Source organism: Psychrobacillus sp. FSL W7-1493 (assembly GCF_038004905.1).
Taxonomy (GTDB): domain Bacteria; phylum Bacillota; class Bacilli; order Bacillales_A; family Planococcaceae; genus Psychrobacillus.
In genome coordinates, this window is sequence record NZ_JBBOSB010000001.1 from 1,914,850 (window position 1) to 1,930,516 (window position 15,667).

Sequence of the window (15,667 nt, forward strand, 5' to 3'; positions counted from 1 at the left end):
TAGAATATATTTTTGTCATTCTATGTACTCTAGAGTTGGAGTATAAGTTCAATCAATTACTTTAGTTATAATGATACCGTCCAAATTATCCCCCGATATTTCATAGTTATTTGTTTTAAATGACTTCCTACTTTTAAATTTTTCCGGTTTTACATATCTTATTTGATAGTGCTTACCTTCAATCATTGTTTCATATTCGCCTTTTTCCTTTAAAAATGCGAGGTATTCTTCTAAAACCATATCTTCCTTTGTCATAATAAGACTATGTGGTTTTCCAACGTAGCGGAAATGCCAAGGTTCAAAAGCGATTCCAGTTACGTCAACTTTGTTTTCCGGGTAACGTAAAATAAAGCCAAACTCTGATGCATGTTGTGCTAACCATTCAGCTTCCAGTGTAAATTCCATCATTCCTTCGGTAGAACCAATATCAATAGATAGGCCGGACTGATGCTCACTATAGCCATTTGGTAGGGCATACTGTGAACCTAATTCTTCATAAAGTTGTTGTTGGACAAGGCCAGTGCGGAAACCACTATTAAGCTTGAAATGCATAATTTCATCTTTTTCGGCTGTCTCGAACATATCCTGCATAGGGGTCAGTAAATCCTTATGTACAGTAATTTCTGATTGAATTTCTACGTTATTTGCAAAGTTATTAGGTATCGCTTCGATTTCGGTTGGTTCTTGTTGAAGTTTTACCTCGTTATTAATTAATATAAGATTCCCTTCATAAATCTGTTCTTCTTCAATTGTAAAGATTTGTCTGTCTTCATTGGTATAGTTAGTAAAGATAAAATACCCAAATATTGAAAGGCAGCATAATAAGAAGAATTTTTTCAACTGTCTCACTCCCTTACTAGATATTTCTAGCATAGCAAGTAGACTTTAAGATTATGGTAGGATAATTCTTAATATTTTCTTAAGGTAATCGTTTTCATAAACATCACCTCTTCACTTTAGATAAAAACGTAACTAATAATCTATTCAGGCTGCTAGAAAGTAAATTGAAAGTATCCATATTGTACATGAATATCTTTGCAATTTACTCCCAAAGCAATTTAAATTAATTAGACCCTTTTTTTATTTTTTGAAAGCTAGTTATAGAAGCCTGATACAACTTCTCCATTTTTTCCTCTATGAAATTTGTTCTTTCATATAATGAAAATCGAACATGATCGATCTGCCTCATTATTTTCTCCAACAAGCCTTCTTGGAGATCTACTCGACTTGTTAAATCCTTTTGAGCTTCTTCCAAACCGCTAATCTGTTGGGTAATCGTATGATGGAACTGGTGCTGTTCGTCCATTTTGGACATTGCTTCATGTTGAAAAGCTGACACCTGCTCCATACTAGAAAGTACTTCTACATTTTTTAATGAAAGATCGTCTATCTTTTGAACAATCACTTCGGAAGTTTCTTCTGATCTGTCCAATCGAATTTTTATATTGTGTTGTGTTTCATCTAGATGCTCAATATGCTCCATTAAACGTTGTTTTCCAAGCTGTTCTTCTGTTATTAAATGGTTCAGCTTCTCGTTTTGTTGCTCTAATTTTTGTAACCCAGACTGTATCTGTTTTTCAACCAGTTCATGTTGCGTATTTAATTCCTTTAAGTACTCTAGTCTTTTATTAACTTCATTCCAATGGGTTATTTGTTGTTCTCCATATTGTTGTTGCGAATTATTTAATCGAATAATATTATCTAAAAAAGACTGGTTAGTTGTTTCTTGGTTAAGCATGAAATCGGATAGGTAGTTACTACGAAAATCGACTTGGTTGCTAGCTTTTAATTCGCCCTTGTTTTTAAAAACCCCCGGATGCTGACTATCGTTGATGAATAATCCCATTTATATTCCTCCTTGGTGAGCTAACCATATTATTAGAATATGCAAGTAGTTAACATATAGGGATTGCTGGGATATACGTCAATTGAAATAACGAAAATAGTTTTAATTTTTACAAAATAATGAAAAAGACATAGTTATTTATTATTAAGCTATTGTATAATATGACCTAGAGGTGTTTTATTTTGAATAAACAAATAATTGATAGTTTGGATATTAAAATAACTGGAGAGATACTTTCACAGTCTTTCCCAAAGCGTCAAGGTGGAACATCATTTACCACCTTTCTACAAACTAAAAAAGGAAATTTTGTATGGAAAGTAGCAACTGAGCTACCTTATCGAGAATGGCTAAAAAAAGAAGCAGAGGTAATGGAACTTCTAAATAAAGAGACAGAACTTCCGATTCCATTATTCATGCATTACAAAGAGCAACCAGAAGAGAATTCACTTCTAATGAGTAAGTTAGAAGGAGTACCTTTAAGAGAAGCCTTACACGAAGCAAATTCAATCGAGGAAAAGAGATCCCTTTTTCTCAGCTTTGGAACTCTCCTAAAATTATTACACACTACTAGATCACCAGGTGCATTGCTAACTAAAAATAATTGGCTTGAAAAACAATTACATACAGCCGCTTATAACGTCATGCATTACAAAGTGGATGGCAATGAAGAGCTACTTACTTATTTAAAATTCAACCAGCCTAAGCCAATACCTCAAACACTTATACATGGGGATTGTACGATTGATAATGTACTTGTGAAGGATGGTATGGTATATGCTTTTATTGATCTTGCTGGAGTAGCACATGGAGACCCTAGGTATGACCTAGCTCTTGCAACTAGATCCATACAATCAAATCCATTATTAGTGGAAGCTTTCTATGAGGGTTATGATTCTACACCTATTTCAATAGAAGAATTTAAATATTTTGATGGAGGTCTTTATGAATTTTTTTGAAAATGAGGTGACCTTGAAGTGAAGCTAATAGGTCCATTTTTGATGATAGTTGGCGTGTGTTGCATAGGGTTTGCTTTTTTTGAATTTTTTACGCTGGATTTTTTTGAGGAACCACAGTATTTTTGGTTATTCTTTGTGGGTGCTCCCCTTATCTTTTTCGGATTTGTTTTAACTGGAGTAGGTAATTATAAAAAAATAAAAGAACTAAATAACGAGGTAATACGTGAACAAATGGCTGCAGCCAGCCAAGGATGGGAGGAGGGACAGTTAAAAGCGGAAGCCTATTGCTCAAACTGTGGCCATCCAGTTCGTCGATCATCCAATTTTTGCTCCGATTGTGGTACCTCACTACAAATATAAGTTTTAGTCATAATTATGGCTTACCTACTGAACTTCAAGATAAAGGAGTGAAACGATTGATCGCTTGGAAAACGTTAAGTTCCTCGTATATTTTTAAATCCCCATTTGGAAATTTAAGAAAAGACATTTGTGCACTGCCAGATGGACAGGTAATTGATGACTACTATGTAAATGAATATGCGGACTGGGTCAATGCCATTGTGCTTACAAAGGAACAGCAAATTATTTTAGTAAGCCAATACCGCTACGCAGGTCGAAATTTTTTTTTTAGAAATCCCAGCTGGAAAGCCAGAGGGACAAGAAAGCTACCAGGAGGCAATTCTTAGAGAAGTTAAAGAGGAGACCGGATATACAACCGAACGCGAGCCAGTTTTATTGGGTCAATTTTACGTAAACCCAGCTACTCAAACGAATAAGGTATACACCTATTTGATTTTAGATGCATTTCAAATTAGTGATCAACACCTGGATCCTACGGAATTTGTTGATGTGCATATTTTTGATTTTAAGGAAATGCACTCTTTAATAAAGAATGGTGAAATTCAACAGCTTTTCACCGCCAATGCTTATTATATGGCTTTAGATTTTTTAAAGGAGAATGCAATCAAATGATAAAAGGCTTTGCGACTCGAGAGGATACCTTTGGTTACCTGCGTCATCACCAATCCAATAATAGAGAAACACCGTGGTTTTATTGCTCTCCAATTGCAATTGGAACACATTTAGGAGAGATGACGGAGGCACATTCTGCCTTATATCAAGAAACGGTTCGCTTTAGTCTATTGAACGGACTAAACTTTATTGATACCGCCTTAAATTATCGTGGTATGAAATCAGAAAGAGACATCGGCAAGGTTCTTTTAGAGTTAACAGAAAACACAAAATTGAAAAGATCAGAATTTGTCCTTTCCACTAAAGGTGGGCTACTTCCGGGAGATAAAGATGCCGGACTTGTTCCCAAGGATTATTTAGAGTCGGTGCTTTTACAAAATACAATTATTAAAGAGACAGATATACAAACTGTTGAACATCAAAAGCACGTACTCACCCCTAATTACTTCCGGTTTGCTATAGAGCAAAGCAGAAAGCACCTTCATTTGGATACGATTGATATATATTATTTACATGTTCCAGAGCTTTCTATGAAGGTTCTTGGAAAAGATGTATTCTACAAACAGCTAGAGGATTTATTTTACTTTTTTGAGGAACAGGTAGAGAAGCAAAATATCCGCTTTTATGGAATGGCTACATGGCTTGGACTTATCAGTGATCAGGATGAGAAAGGCTATATCTCTTTAGAAATAGCAGAAAGTATAGCCAAAAATGTTGGAGGTAAAGACCATCACTTTAGATTTGTGCAAATACCCGTAAATAGAATTTTTCTTGAAGCAATCAAAAAGAAAAACCAATCAGTTGCTGGAATTGACATGACAGTACTCGAGGCAGCAAGACAGTTAAATATGCACGTAACGACCAGTGCACCCTTTAACCTAGGAAAAGAAATACAAAAAACAGATGATAGCTTGCGATTCCTAATGAATACGAAAGGCATATTATCAACAATGGTTGGCATGAAGCAAATCGACCATGCCAAGCACAACATAGCAACGAGCAAACGTACAAACATTCAATAGGAGGATAAATTGAGAACGATCATCAAGCGAGCTTTGTTTCTGTTGTTTCCTTTCGTCATCGGAGCGTATACCATACAAACAATTATTGTTCATTATAACTGGAGTCATCTAGTGTGGAGCATTTTAATTAGCTGCTTACTATTTATCTTTTTTATGTATTACTTGGAAACGAAGCGAGATTTTTCGATGTCTATTGTTCGTCCTTCAGTGAGCTTTATATTAACAGCCACCTTATTATGCTCCTTCTACATAGGAGGTAGCGCATGGTCTAATTTCAGTGAAGAACCTTATAAAGAGATAGCGCCTCTATCCACTGGAACAAAAGCAGAAGAGACTAAAAGCAGAAAATTATTCTCTTTATTTACAGGAGACTCAATCCAAAAAAATGTAGAGTCCAAGCAGATTGATAGTATATCTTATTTTTTTTCTGAAGATAATTATACTTCAGTGGCAGAGTATTCTTCTATGTTAGCCAAGGAAAAAGCAAACCTAGATCGGATTTTTGGGCCAGAGCTACAGGACCCCTTAACAATCGAAATATATAATGATTCAGCTGCAATTAAGGAAGTGTCCCCTGGAGCAGTAGGTTATTACAAACGTAGAAATCAGTCTATTCATCTGATGAAAATGGATGATGAAAAAAGATGGGAACGTATCTTATTACATGAATATACCCATTATCGTATTCACCAATTTGCCAAGGTCAATGGATTGAGTAGTAAAATGGAGCATCTGCCTTTTTGGTTTATAGAGGGGTTAAGTGAATATGTAGGCTATCAGGATAGAGTGATCAACCCGGACCTTCTAGGGGAAGCGGTGGATTATCGATTACTAGACACAAATAAAACTATACCCGCTACATTAGAGCATTATAAAGTATATCTACAAGGCTACTTTACACTAAGAAAGCTGGATAATTTATATGGTTCAGAAATTATTACGGAATTGTTATTATCTGAGTCATTAAATGATTTTTATAACACCTTAGAGAAAACTACTGGACAAAGCATAGCGGAATTTCAGAAAACGCTTCTAGCAACTTATTAAATAATTTCTCTTTTCTGATCAAATTAAAAAAGAGCTAGATAACTTATTCTAGCTCTTTTTTAATGCACGCCTTAACTCAATTTTTATTTTCATTAGATTATTAATCTTCAAATTGCAGGTATTCTAAAATATTTCCAAAAGGGTCTCGAAAACTAATGAATTTTCCTGGAGGACAATCAGTTGGCTCATCTATTATAAAATGTACTTCTTTTTCTTTTAAGAATTTAACCTTTTCATAAATATCTTCCGTTTGCAATCCCAATGCAACTCCTGAAGCATTTTGGTTATTGATTGCACTATCATTTTCCTCCAAAACAAGTGGTAAGTTTCCGTTAACGAGTGATGCAAGCTTAGGGCCATACTGCTTATGTAATTCAAAACCTAAAGTATTAGTATAAAAATCAATTGCTTTCTTTAAATTTGGCACATAAATGCTTATAACACAAATTTGATTTTTCAAATTAACCCTCTTTCAAATAGTATTTTTATACATATTCTACATTACTTATTGATTGTCCTTTTTAGAGGATATAAAATTTCTTAGTCGAATAATATAAGTTAGAAATAATATTTTAATAGTTCAACATCATTCGGAAAAGGAGTACTTATTAAGTGTATATTCCGGAATATAACGATTCTGATGAGATAGGTTCGGTAAGGTGTAAAACGCTATCATTCATGCATCAATTATAAAATGAGGTGTTGTAATGAAAATCAAAATGCTCTTTATGATGATTGTAGGAATATTATTCGTTCCGGCTTGTGGTCAGGAAAGTCTTAATGAACGTCACGAAATATATTTATCAGAAAAAGCTTGGGAGATAAAAGAGTCAATTGAAGTTGAAACTTATATATTAGATATTCCCGATGAAATGCTTAGTAACTATGAAGCGAGTGGAATTACATTTTTGAGGGAGTATTTAGGAAAAGAAGTTATACGGCATACCTATGAGCTAAATGAAGAAGATGTTGAAGGAAAACATTTAGAAGCTGTAGTATTCGAAGCAGATGGAGAAATTATTGGTGGTCATGGTGTTAATTCGAGCTGGGAGCCAGGTATATTTAATTTGGACGAAAAAGAACGTCTCATTAAGAAGCAAAGGATTAAGCATTAAAAGAAAAGACCAGTTTGAAAAAGAATTTTCTTATACTAATCTGTGTAAATTTAAATGAGTTTTATAATAGACATACAGACAAACAAATACTTCTTATTTTTTATTTTAGGAGGACGAAATAATGAATTTGGTTAACGAATTTTTAATCAGGTTAAGAAAAGCTTTATCAAAAGAGGAACTCGACGAATTAAATACAGCATGTGGAGCATCAAAAGAGGATATTAATACCCTTAGGATAAAATATCCAGAATGTCCAGAATCATTAATCTGTTTACTGGAAAATATAGACGGTACATATTGGCGGGTGTATAAAGAAAATGAAATTGCGGTTTGTATTTTAGGCGCTGATGTTGCTGATGGCGAATATCCATATTATTTGCTATCTACACAACAGATGCTCGATAGTTCAAAGGAAGAAGAAGACGTCTCCTATCTTTTAGAATATCAAGTTGACGAGGAGGCTGTTGACCCTAAGATAAATCAAGAGGGACTGCTACCTGGTAAATATATTCATTTTGCAGACTGTATGAACAACGGTGGGACATCAAGACTCTATATCGACTTTAACCCTTCAGCTGATGGTGTAAGCGGTCAAATAGTTCGATTTTTGCACGATCCAGATGAATACAAAGTGATTGCAGACAGCTTTGACGAGTATTTGCAGGATATTATTGACGGTGACTTTATTTTTCTTAATAACGAAGAACAGTAATATATTCTAAGCTTGTACAGTGTTAAAGGGGAGGTGACCTGAACATCAATTCTATAATTAACAATAAAGTTAAGTACATTGTTTTGTTGTTGATACTACTTTTTTTACCTTTTTTTAATTTTTTCTCTGTTACAGGTTACGCTTGTTCATGTGATGGGCCAAACACCGTGAAAGAAGAATTAGATTTTAGTTCCACAGTTTTTTCTGGAAAAGTTGTTGAAATAATAGATGAGAACAAAAATAAGTCAATACAATCTTCAACTGATCCTATCAGTGTACATTTTGAAGTTAATGAATATTGGAAAGGGCCGAATCAATCACCAATTACAGTTTATACTGTAAGAAATACGGAAAGTTGTGGCTACGAATTTGAATTGAATCAAGAGTATTTAGTATATGCAAATGAATCAAATGGAGAAATTCAAGTGAATTACTGTTCCAAAACTACTCCGTTGTCTTTAGCAGATAAGGATTTATCTGAATTAGGAAAAGGTGAAAAACCAATTGAACTAGTTTCAAATGACTCAACTGCTAGCAAGGATGAAGAACAGTTAACTCCCAAAAGTACCACAAATATAAATACCATATATATCAGTCTGCTCTCCTTAGGTTTATTACTGGTAATTATATATGTCTTAAAACGAATTAAGAAATCGCCATAATCTTTTAAGCTTTGTTAAAGTTATTGGTTGATTTTGACTAACAATTTTTTTATAGTGACTGTAAACATAAACAAATGAATTTTCAAATGGCTATTAAGAACATAAATAGATGATGAAATTGGGTTTGGTGACAGTTTTTAGCTTTGTTTATGCGAGTAAATTTATTAGCGCTTTATCGATGCTAAAGCTGTTCCCATTTATTATTAAGACATCACAACCACGCGCGTAAGCGATGGTGATGGCTTATCGCTCACCCCGAGGAAAGCGGCCGGCTGGGGAGGAAATCAATTCTACTCTCTGATTTAAGATTTCTTTGCATCATAAATCAACTCTACCCTTTAACATAGCCATCTTTTACATTTACACATAAGCTATACAACGAAAATCAACTCTTAGAAGGAGCCCCGGATATTTATCTAGGGCTCCTTCTTCTATATTTATAAAGTGGTTGTGTTGAACTTTTTTAATTTAGATTGTTCATGCTGTAAAAGCCATTCTTTCCTCCACAGACCCCCAGCGTAACCAGTCAACTTTCCTCCAACGCTTATGATCCGATGACAGGGTATAACAATAGGTAATCTGTTTTTGTTATTAGCACTTCCTACAGCTCTAACCGCACGATTTTTCCCAATCGTTTCGGCTATATGCTTATAGGTAGCAGTTGTCGCATAAGGAACTTGTGTAAGTGCTTGCCAAACCGATTGCTGAAATTCAGTGCCCTCATAGTTATAGAGAAAGGTAAATTCCGTACGGTCTCCATAAAAATACTCATTTAATTGCTCGATACAAGTATGAAGTATAGGAGGATGATCGGCCTCTAGCCCGTGTTCTACTTCTTTTCTTTCAGTAAAGCGAATAGCATCAATAGCCTCGCTCGTACTTGAGATTTCTAATACTCCAATCGGTGATTGATAGTCTACTTGATACATTATAAGGACCTCCATAGATAAAATGTAGCGTATGCCTGCCAGCCTTTCCATCTTTCGGCTAGTTCTTTTAGTTCGTCCATCGTAGGTTTACGGTCAAGGTTTAATTGTTTTTTTAGGGCATTATGCAATCCAACGTCTGAAATAGGGAAAGCAGAGGACTCTTGTAGGCTTTTCATCAACACATAGTCTGCAGTCCAAGGTCCAATACCTCTTATAGTCGTTAAATACAAATGCTTTTGTTCAAATGTCTCTAGTTTAAATAATATGTCCTTGTCTAACTTTCCACCTTGCATCAGCTGAGCAATACCAATGATATACTCTGCTTTTCTAGTACTAAACTGTAAGGCTCGTAAATCATCTGTTGTTAAAGAAGCAATCATTTCAAAGGAAGGAAATGTGTAGAATTTTTTACCTTCATATTCTACAAAGTCTCCGTATTTTTCAACTAACCGCTTTTTTAAAGTATAGGCAAATGTCAAATTTATTTGTTGACCGATAATGGCCCAGGTTAATGCTTCAAAAAGATTAGGGATTCCCATGATACGTAAGCCATAGTGGTTTTGAACGATCGGGCTTAAAATAGGATCATGTTTAGCGAGCTCATAAAACCCATTCAAATCCGTAGTTAGATCAAACCATTCAATTATAAATGAAGCAGTTTGCTCTTTCTGCTTAGCAGAAGGTGTAGTAAGTGGAAATCGTACATGTAGTGCATCAGGTTTCCAGTCAATTATAAACAAAATGGGCTCATCGCCATCTATTTTAATAGCCTTATAAATAGAATGGTCTATTACTTGATGTACTGTTTCCTGTTCAGATCTCATTAAATGAGCTAGACATTCCTGGAAGCAAAAGTCAGAAGGAGTAGGTATATTTAGTGTATTTGGTTTTAGGATCTCATTCATATTTCCGAACTCCTCCATTGTTTTCGATATTCACTAGGAGAGGTATGTAAGGAGCTTTTAAAAGCCTTATAGAAAGTTGATGTACTTTTAAAGCCTGTTTTCAATGATATTTCTAGGTTTGTATTATCTGTATTCTTCAATAAATGGATTGCTTTTTCTATGCGAACTTTTTCTAAAAACGTACGTGGACTCTCGGACGTTACATGTTTAAAGACTCGCTCCAGATGGAATGGACTTACTCCAATATGTAAAGAGAGGCTCTCCAGCGTTATTACCTCCTTGTAATTGCAGGTCAGAAAAGAAATTACTTCGCTCACTAAATCCTCTTGAGGCGCAAGTTCTATATCAGGCTTGCATCTTTTACAGGCTCGAAAACCAGCATTCTCTGCCTCAGATTTAGTTTCATAAAACTGTACGTTCTCCTTTTTGGGTTTTCTGGATTTACAGGAGGGCCTACAATAAATTTTAGTAGTTTTTACGGCTGTATAAAAGCATCCATCATAATTACTATCGCAAGATATAATCCTTTGCCACATTTCGTCAAAAGAAAGGTTTACTTTAGCCACGAATTTTCACTCCCTTTTTCAGTAAATTTTATTCATCATATCATATAACTTTTTCCGTTTGTAATTGCCTTATGTCTACTTTAACAAATATAGGAGAAGGAATCGTCTTAATTCTTGCTATTATGGTCCATTATTTATTGTTATTTTCTGAATTTTTAGTTGACTAATTTCAAGGATACTATTAATCTGTAATAAAAGTATCACTAAATTTAAGTTTTACGTTTAATATTTGTTATATAAATTACTGATTAATCATAGAGACTACTATAGTAACTTTTTATTAATAATGATAGAGTTCTAGAGCATTCGTTTATTTGGGAACTAAAGCATGTTATATAACTTTTATTTTAAGTCGTTTTAATGGTGTTATGAGTTATTTTAGAAAAGCATAGCTTAAATAAAGGAGGAAGGTAAGTGAGCGTAGTTCTAACTTCACAAGATGAGCAGCAGCAAATGGATCGTTTTATGGAAAGAATTGAAATGGGAGACAAGATTGAAGCCGATGATTGGATGCCTGAGGAATATCGCGTCACATTAATCAAATTGATCTCTATGCATGGGATGAGTGAAATTATGGGGGCTCTGCCAGAGAAGGAATGGGTGCCACGTGCTCCTTCTCTATCTAGAAAGTTAGGGATTATGGCGAAAGTGCAAGATGAAATGGGTCATGGTCAGCTGTTACTTAGGGTGACAGAGGATTTGCTAAAGCCTTATGGGAAAAATAGGGCTGATTTGATGCAGGATCTCTTTAAAGGAGATCTTAAGTTCCACAATGTCTTTCATATGGGGACAAAAACTTGGGCAGATGCAGGGATTATCGGCTGGCTAGTAGACGGAGCGGCTATAATCACCCAGACAAATATGCTGGGTGCCTCGTATGGTCCGTACTCGAGAGCGTTGCAGCGAATTTGTGCCGAAGAGGTGTTTCACGCTCAGCATGGGGAGTCGATTATCATGGCTCTCGCTGAAGGTACAAGCAAACAAAAAGAGATGATTCAAGAAGCTCTTAACCGTTGGTGGGAGCCGCTCCTTATGTTCTTTGGCCCCGCATCTAAGGAAACTACAGGCTCCTCTAAACAGGATTTAACGATTAAATACAAAATAAGAACGAAAACAAATGAAGAATTTAGACAAATCTTTTTTGATAAATACATCCCTAGAATTTTATCCTTGGGGCTGACTGTTCCTGATCCAACCTTAACATTCGATAAAGAAACTAATACGTGGATATACCAGCAGCCTGATTGGAATGAATTTAAGAAAATTATTAAAAACGGTGGTCCTAGATCAGAGACGCGCCTAAATTTAAGAAGAATCTCATATGAAAACAATGCATGGGTCCGTGATGCGCTTAGTGCGACAGTAAGCTAAGGAAGGAGCAGCTAATATGAAAGAAGAAAATTTTTATCAAGAATATGAAATATTTAGCAAACGAACCCCAAGCTCAGCTTTTTTACATCAGTTTAGTTTACTCGCTCCGAATGAAGATATGGCTTTTATAATGGCTCAAGAAAACTTTATGAGACGAGAGCCGGTAGCTGACATATGGATCGTCAATCGCAAGCATATCCGTAAGCTTGACCTGGAGGAGAAGGAAACGTTAGCAAGATTAGACAACAAGGATTATCGAACGACAAAGGGCTACGGGTACCTAAAGAAAAAATGGCGACACTATGAGCAGCAAATATTAGATGAAAAAGAAATATTATCTTGGGGAGGGGATCGGAAATGACTGTTGGTATGAGCAAGGAACATAAGGAAGCTATAGCCAGCTTGCTTTTTCAGTTAGCAGATGACGATTTTATGTATGCGTATCGTGGATCAGAGTGGCTAGGCCTCGCTCCTCATATAGAAGAGGACGTCGCTTCCTCATCCATTAGCCAGGATAGTATGGGGCATGCCGTCATGTATTACAACCTACTTGAAGAATTGGGGTTGGGGAATGCTGATGATCTTGCTCATCTGAGAGAGTCCAGTAAAAGAAAGAATAGCATACTGACGGAAAGAGCCAATGGAAAAGGCTCTTACATGGAGATTCCACAATATGACTGGGCTTTACAAGTAGTAAGAAGCTATTTTTATATTACTGCGAAAAAGGTTAAAGTCGATTCCTTGTGCTCTAGTTCATATATTCCTTTGGCTGAAATTGCTAAAAAGGTAAAGATGGAAATTTACTACCACCGTTTGCATTGGGAAACATGGTTTAAGCAATTGTTGAATTCAACCGACTTAGCTAAACAGAAAATGACAGATGCAATAATGCTAGTGAGTGATGACTTTGCTGATTTTTTCTCCTGTGGAGCAGACAAGGAGATTATAGAAAAGCATCAGTTAATAGAACCAGAGAACTTATTAATGGAAAGATGGCTCCAAAGCGTAGCTCCGACTTTTGAATTTCTTCAGCTTGCTAAGCCAAGTATATCCACTGTTCCCAATAAAAATGGTCGCAATGGAGTGCATTTGAAGGACTTAGATGAGGCGATTGAAACTCTTTCAGAGGTATATAGGATGGATCCGGCGGCTTCCTGGTAAGGCTCAAGAAAAGAGGTGACAAGAGTGACCCAAAGTTTAATAGTTTTAAAGGATTTAGTGATCAGTGCCCTTTATAAAGTAATGGATCCGGAGATAGACTCGGTTAGTATTATGGATCTTGGTATGGTGGAGGAGATTAAGATAGATGGTGGGAAAGTTCATATCCATTTATTACCTACCTTTTTAGGCTGTCCTGCGTTGGAAATAATTAAAGGCAATACTAGGGCTGCAATCGAGCGAATACCAGGTGTACTGGGAGTGGAGGTAGATTTTATTTTTCATCCTCCCTGGACTTCGGAAAGGATAACAAAACGAGGGCATGTAAATTTAAGGAAGTTTGGCATAGCGCCTCCTCCTATATTTAAGGAAGGAGAAGATGTGTGGCAGGTGGACTGTGCTTATTGTGGGTCAACCTACACTACCTTAGAGAACCTTTTTGGTCCAACGGCTTGTAGAAGCATTTTGTACTGTAAAAGCTGTAAAAACGTATTTGAAGCAATGAAACCAATTTCTACTATTATGTAAAGGAGGATTATGAATGGCTAAATTAGTCGCAATGTATAAGCACCCAGAAAACAAAAAGGATTTTGATGAACACTACTTTAACGTACACGCTCCCATTACACAAAAAATCCCGGGTCTACGAGAAATGAAGGTAACTAAGTTTACGGGTTCTCCAATGGGAGGAGAGTCGGAATATTATTTAATGTGCGAAATGATCTATGATGACATGGATTCCTTGAAAGCTGGACTAAAATCAGCGGAAGGAAGGGCTTCTGGAAAGGATTTAATGGGATTTGCAGGAGAATTAGTTACGCTAATGATAGGCGAGGATGCATAATGTCCTTCGACTTCATTGAAACAAGCATTAATGATCATATAGGGTTAATCGAATTAAATCGTCCTGATCGGCTCAATTCACTAAATAGAAAAATGGTTAGTGAAATAATGGATGCACTACTAGCATTTGAACGTGAAAAAGAAGTTCGGGTTATTGTCATAACAGGAAGAGGAAGGGCATTCTCGGCTGGTGCTGATATTGAGGAAATGATGGAGGACGATCCAATCAGTCTTGAGTTACTAAATCAATTTTCTGAATGGGATCGTATAGCTACTGTTAAAAAGCCAATTATTGGAGCAGTCAAAGGATTTGTCTTTGGTGGAGGCTTTGAACTTGCACTTGCTTGTGATCTCTTGATAGCAGCCACAGGAACGGAGTTTTCATTCCCAGAGGTAGGACTTGGTGTAATGCCGGGCGCTGGTGGAACCCAGAGATTGACGAAGCTAGTCGGTAAAACAAAAGCGCTAGAATGGCTTTGGACCGGGGAAAGAATCCTAGCAGACACGGCTCTCGACCATGGTATTATCAACAAAATAGTAGCGAGCGAGCTACTTATGGAAGAAACAATGAGACTGGCCCAGAAGCTTGCTAAACAACCGCCTATTTCTCTCCGTCTCATAAAGGACTCTGTTAACAAGGCGGTAGATTATTCCCTCCATGAAGGTATGCAATATGAAAGAAAAAACTTCTATTTGCTATTTGGTACCGAGGATCAAAAAGAGGGAATGAATGCATTTATAGAAAAAAGAAAACCGAACTATCAAGGGAAATAGCGAGGTGTTGAGAGTATGTATGAGACGATTAAGTTTGAAGTGAAAAATGGAGTAGCATGGATTACCCTTAACAGACCAGACAAGCTAAATGCTTTTACCTCAGAAATGAATCGAGAACTTAAGACTATCTTTAAATCGGCATCATCTAACGAGGAAGTACGATGCATCGTGTTAACTGGAGAAGGAAGAGCGTTCTGTTCAGGACAGGATTTAGCTGAAGTAGATGATCAGATGAATCATGGTAATCTACTCAGAGAGTCCTATTATCCAATGCTTCTCCAGATCCGGCAATGTGAAAAGCCAGTAGTAGCTGCTGTTAATGGAGTAGCGGCAGGAGCAGGTTTTAGTCTAGCGTTAGCATGTGATTTTCGAGTGATATCAGAAAAGGCTAGTCTTATCAACGCATTTATACATGTGGGACTCGTACCCGATTGTGGGAACCTGTATTACTTAACTAAACTAATAGGGTATGGGAAAACGTTAGAGCTATCTATATTAGGAGAGAAAGTTACGGCACATAAAGCAATGGACCTAGGTTTAGCAAACAAGATAATACCTATGGAAAGCTGGGAAACCGAAGTAACTAATTTTGCAGAGCATCTTGCATCTCTACCAACAAAAGCAATCGCTCTTATAAAACAAAATTTGAAAGCGCTTTCAGATATGAGGCTAGAAGATTACTTAGAATTAGAGGCACAAACGCAGCGTATTGCCGGTCTAACAACTGATCACCATGAAGGTGTTGAAGCCTTCTTACAAAAAAGAAAACCTGTTTTCACAGGAAAATAA

22 protein-coding genes are annotated in these 15,667 nt (G+C 36.3%); 16 read left to right on the top strand and 6 right to left on the bottom strand.

Translation table 11 applies throughout. The features are described 5' to 3' along the window. Positions 1-48: 48 nt before the first annotated feature. The gene (locus tag MKX96_RS09665) at positions 49-840 is read right to left on the bottom strand and encodes a M15 family metallopeptidase (RefSeq protein ID WP_340883375.1); all 792 of its coding nucleotides are present in this window, start codon (positions 838-840) and stop codon (positions 49-51) included. Between the two features lie 223 nt (positions 841-1,063). Then, entirely contained in the window at positions 1,064-1,846 is a 783-nt protein-coding gene (locus MKX96_RS09670; RefSeq protein ID WP_340883376.1) for a hypothetical protein, read from the bottom strand. A 182-nt stretch (positions 1,847-2,028) separates the two neighbouring features. Here MKX96_RS09670 and MKX96_RS09675 point away from each other — a divergent pair, with 182 nt between their 5' ends. Genes MKX96_RS09675 through MKX96_RS09700 form a run of 6 tightly spaced genes read left to right on the top strand, consistent with a single transcriptional unit; the run spans position 2,029 to position 5,843 of the window. After that, entirely contained in the window at positions 2,029-2,802 is a 774-nt protein-coding gene (locus MKX96_RS09675; protein ID WP_340883377.1) for a phosphotransferase family protein, read from the top strand. 18 nt (positions 2,803-2,820) lie between these two features. Then, positions 2,821-3,162: a zinc ribbon domain-containing protein gene (locus tag MKX96_RS09680; RefSeq protein ID WP_340883378.1), complete on the top strand. Its 342-nt coding sequence runs from the start codon at positions 2,821-2,823 to the stop codon at positions 3,160-3,162. A gap of 56 nt (positions 3,163-3,218) precedes the next feature. Continuing rightward, positions 3,219-3,488, top strand: coding sequence for a hypothetical protein (locus tag MKX96_RS09685; RefSeq protein WP_340883379.1), 270 nt, complete (start codon positions 3,219-3,221; stop codon positions 3,486-3,488). Further along, positions 3,481-3,774, top strand: coding sequence for an NUDIX hydrolase (locus tag MKX96_RS09690; protein WP_340885959.1), 294 nt, complete (start codon positions 3,481-3,483; stop codon positions 3,772-3,774). Before MKX96_RS09685 ends, MKX96_RS09690 begins: the two co-directional genes overlap by 8 nt. After that, complete coding sequence (locus MKX96_RS09695) at positions 3,771-4,796, top strand: aldo/keto reductase (protein ID WP_340883380.1); 1,026 nt, start codon at positions 3,771-3,773, stop codon at positions 4,794-4,796. Before MKX96_RS09690 ends, MKX96_RS09695 begins: the two co-directional genes overlap by 4 nt. A 9-nt stretch (positions 4,797-4,805) precedes the next feature. Further along, on the top strand, positions 4,806-5,843 hold the full coding sequence (locus MKX96_RS09700; RefSeq protein WP_340883381.1) for a collagenase: 1,038 nt from the start codon (positions 4,806-4,808) through the stop codon (positions 5,841-5,843). A 100-nt stretch (positions 5,844-5,943) separates the two neighbouring features. Here the strand turns inward: MKX96_RS09700 and MKX96_RS09705 are convergent, their stop codons facing one another. Then, on the bottom strand, positions 5,944-6,303 hold the full coding sequence (locus MKX96_RS09705; RefSeq protein WP_340883383.1) for a VOC family protein: 360 nt from the start codon (positions 6,301-6,303) through the stop codon (positions 5,944-5,946). A 247-nt stretch (positions 6,304-6,550) separates the two neighbouring features. On the opposite strand from MKX96_RS09705, the gene MKX96_RS09710 reads away from it, so the two are divergent. The 3 genes from MKX96_RS09710 to MKX96_RS09720 all read left to right on the top strand — a co-directional run bounded on the left by MKX96_RS09710 (position 6,551) and on the right by MKX96_RS09720 (position 8,332). Further along, the gene (locus MKX96_RS09710; protein WP_340883386.1) at positions 6,551-6,958 is read left to right on the top strand and encodes a DUF4830 domain-containing protein; all 408 of its coding nucleotides are present in this window, start codon (positions 6,551-6,553) and stop codon (positions 6,956-6,958) included. 121 nt (positions 6,959-7,079) lie between these two features. After that, positions 7,080-7,670 (top strand): SMI1/KNR4 family protein, encoded by a 591-nt coding sequence (locus MKX96_RS09715; protein ID WP_340883388.1) that lies wholly within the window; start codon positions 7,080-7,082, stop codon positions 7,668-7,670. 167 nt (positions 7,671-7,837) lie between these two features. Then, entirely contained in the window at positions 7,838-8,332 is a 495-nt protein-coding gene (locus tag MKX96_RS09720; protein WP_340883390.1) for a hypothetical protein, read from the top strand. Between the two features lie 437 nt (positions 8,333-8,769). Here MKX96_RS09720 and MKX96_RS09725 read toward each other — a convergent pair whose 3' ends face one another. The 3 genes from MKX96_RS09725 to MKX96_RS09735 are packed head-to-tail and all read right to left on the bottom strand — an operon-like array spanning position 8,770 to position 10,702. Next, positions 8,770-9,261: a methylated-DNA--[protein]-cysteine S-methyltransferase gene (locus MKX96_RS09725; protein WP_340883391.1), complete on the bottom strand. Its 492-nt coding sequence runs from the start codon at positions 9,259-9,261 to the stop codon at positions 8,770-8,772. After that, positions 9,261-10,166: a DNA-3-methyladenine glycosylase family protein gene (locus MKX96_RS09730; RefSeq protein ID WP_340883393.1), complete on the bottom strand. Its 906-nt coding sequence runs from the start codon at positions 10,164-10,166 to the stop codon at positions 9,261-9,263. The genes MKX96_RS09725 and MKX96_RS09730 overlap by 1 nt, the downstream gene beginning before the upstream one ends. Beyond that, a complete protein-coding gene (locus MKX96_RS09735) occupies positions 10,163-10,702 on the bottom strand; it encodes a bifunctional transcriptional activator/DNA repair enzyme AdaA (protein WP_340885961.1) in 540 nt (179 codons plus the stop codon). Before MKX96_RS09735 ends, MKX96_RS09730 begins: the two co-directional genes overlap by 4 nt. A gap of 483 nt (positions 10,703-11,185) precedes the next feature. Here MKX96_RS09735 and paaA point away from each other — a divergent pair, with 483 nt between their 5' ends. From paaA to MKX96_RS09770, 7 genes are read left to right on the top strand one after another with little or no spacing between them, the layout of a single operon-like run. Then, positions 11,186-12,103: a 1,2-phenylacetyl-CoA epoxidase subunit PaaA gene (gene paaA / locus MKX96_RS09740; RefSeq protein WP_340885964.1), complete on the top strand. Its 918-nt coding sequence runs from the start codon at positions 11,186-11,188 to the stop codon at positions 12,101-12,103. A gap of 16 nt (positions 12,104-12,119) precedes the next feature. After that, positions 12,120-12,464 carry a 1,2-phenylacetyl-CoA epoxidase subunit PaaB gene (gene paaB / locus MKX96_RS09745; RefSeq protein ID WP_169358240.1) on the top strand — a complete coding sequence of 115 codons (345 nt, stop codon included), beginning with the start codon at positions 12,120-12,122 and terminating at the stop codon, positions 12,462-12,464. Next, positions 12,461-13,264 carry a 1,2-phenylacetyl-CoA epoxidase subunit PaaC gene (paaC, locus tag MKX96_RS09750; RefSeq protein WP_340883395.1) on the top strand — a complete coding sequence of 268 codons (804 nt, stop codon included), beginning with the start codon at positions 12,461-12,463 and terminating at the stop codon, positions 13,262-13,264. Before paaB ends, paaC begins: the two co-directional genes overlap by 4 nt. Before the next feature lie 24 nt (positions 13,265-13,288). Beyond that, positions 13,289-13,789: a 1,2-phenylacetyl-CoA epoxidase subunit PaaD gene (paaD, locus tag MKX96_RS09755; RefSeq protein WP_340883396.1), complete on the top strand. Its 501-nt coding sequence runs from the start codon at positions 13,289-13,291 to the stop codon at positions 13,787-13,789. Between the two features lie 13 nt (positions 13,790-13,802). Continuing rightward, positions 13,803-14,105, top strand: a complete 303-nt coding sequence (locus tag MKX96_RS09760) for an EthD family reductase (protein WP_340883397.1) — start codon at positions 13,803-13,805, stop codon at positions 14,103-14,105. Further along, positions 14,105-14,878 (top strand): enoyl-CoA hydratase/isomerase family protein, encoded by a 774-nt coding sequence (locus tag MKX96_RS09765; RefSeq protein WP_340883398.1) that lies wholly within the window; start codon positions 14,105-14,107, stop codon positions 14,876-14,878. The genes MKX96_RS09760 and MKX96_RS09765 overlap by 1 nt, the downstream gene beginning before the upstream one ends. A gap of 15 nt (positions 14,879-14,893) precedes the next feature. Beyond that, positions 14,894-15,667 (top strand): enoyl-CoA hydratase-related protein, encoded by a 774-nt coding sequence (locus MKX96_RS09770; RefSeq protein ID WP_340883399.1) that lies wholly within the window; start codon positions 14,894-14,896, stop codon positions 15,665-15,667.

Excerpts from the sequence above, each read along its gene's own strand:
- MKX96_RS09735 (WP_340885961.1), bottom strand. The coding sequence starts at position 10,702 with ATGTGGCAAAGGATTATATCTTGCGATAGTAATTATGATGGATGCTTT.
- MKX96_RS09725 (WP_340883391.1), bottom strand. The coding sequence starts at position 9,261 with ATGTATCAAGTAGACTATCAATCACCGATTGGAGTATTAGAAATCTCA.
- MKX96_RS09715 (WP_340883388.1), top strand. The coding sequence starts at position 7,080 with ATGAATTTGGTTAACGAATTTTTAATCAGGTTAAGAAAAGCTTTATCA.
- MKX96_RS09765 (WP_340883398.1), top strand. The coding sequence starts at position 14,105 with ATGTCCTTCGACTTCATTGAAACAAGCATTAATGATCATATAGGGTTA.
- MKX96_RS09730 (WP_340883393.1), bottom strand. The coding sequence starts at position 10,166 with ATGAATGAGATCCTAAAACCAAATACACTAAATATACCTACTCCTTCT.
- MKX96_RS09710 (WP_340883386.1), top strand. The coding sequence starts at position 6,551 with ATGAAAATCAAAATGCTCTTTATGATGATTGTAGGAATATTATTCGTT.
- MKX96_RS09760 (WP_340883397.1), top strand. The coding sequence starts at position 13,803 with ATGGCTAAATTAGTCGCAATGTATAAGCACCCAGAAAACAAAAAGGAT.
- paaC (WP_340883395.1), top strand. The coding sequence starts at position 12,461 with ATGACTGTTGGTATGAGCAAGGAACATAAGGAAGCTATAGCCAGCTTG.
- paaB (WP_169358240.1), top strand. The coding sequence starts at position 12,120 with ATGAAAGAAGAAAATTTTTATCAAGAATATGAAATATTTAGCAAACGA.
- MKX96_RS09670 (WP_340883376.1), bottom strand. The coding sequence starts at position 1,846 with ATGGGATTATTCATCAACGATAGTCAGCATCCGGGGGTTTTTAAAAAC.
- paaA (WP_340885964.1), top strand. The coding sequence starts at position 11,186 with ATGGATCGTTTTATGGAAAGAATTGAAATGGGAGACAAGATTGAAGCC.
- MKX96_RS09770 (WP_340883399.1), top strand. The coding sequence starts at position 14,894 with ATGTATGAGACGATTAAGTTTGAAGTGAAAAATGGAGTAGCATGGATT.
- MKX96_RS09695 (WP_340883380.1), top strand. The coding sequence starts at position 3,771 with ATGATAAAAGGCTTTGCGACTCGAGAGGATACCTTTGGTTACCTGCGT.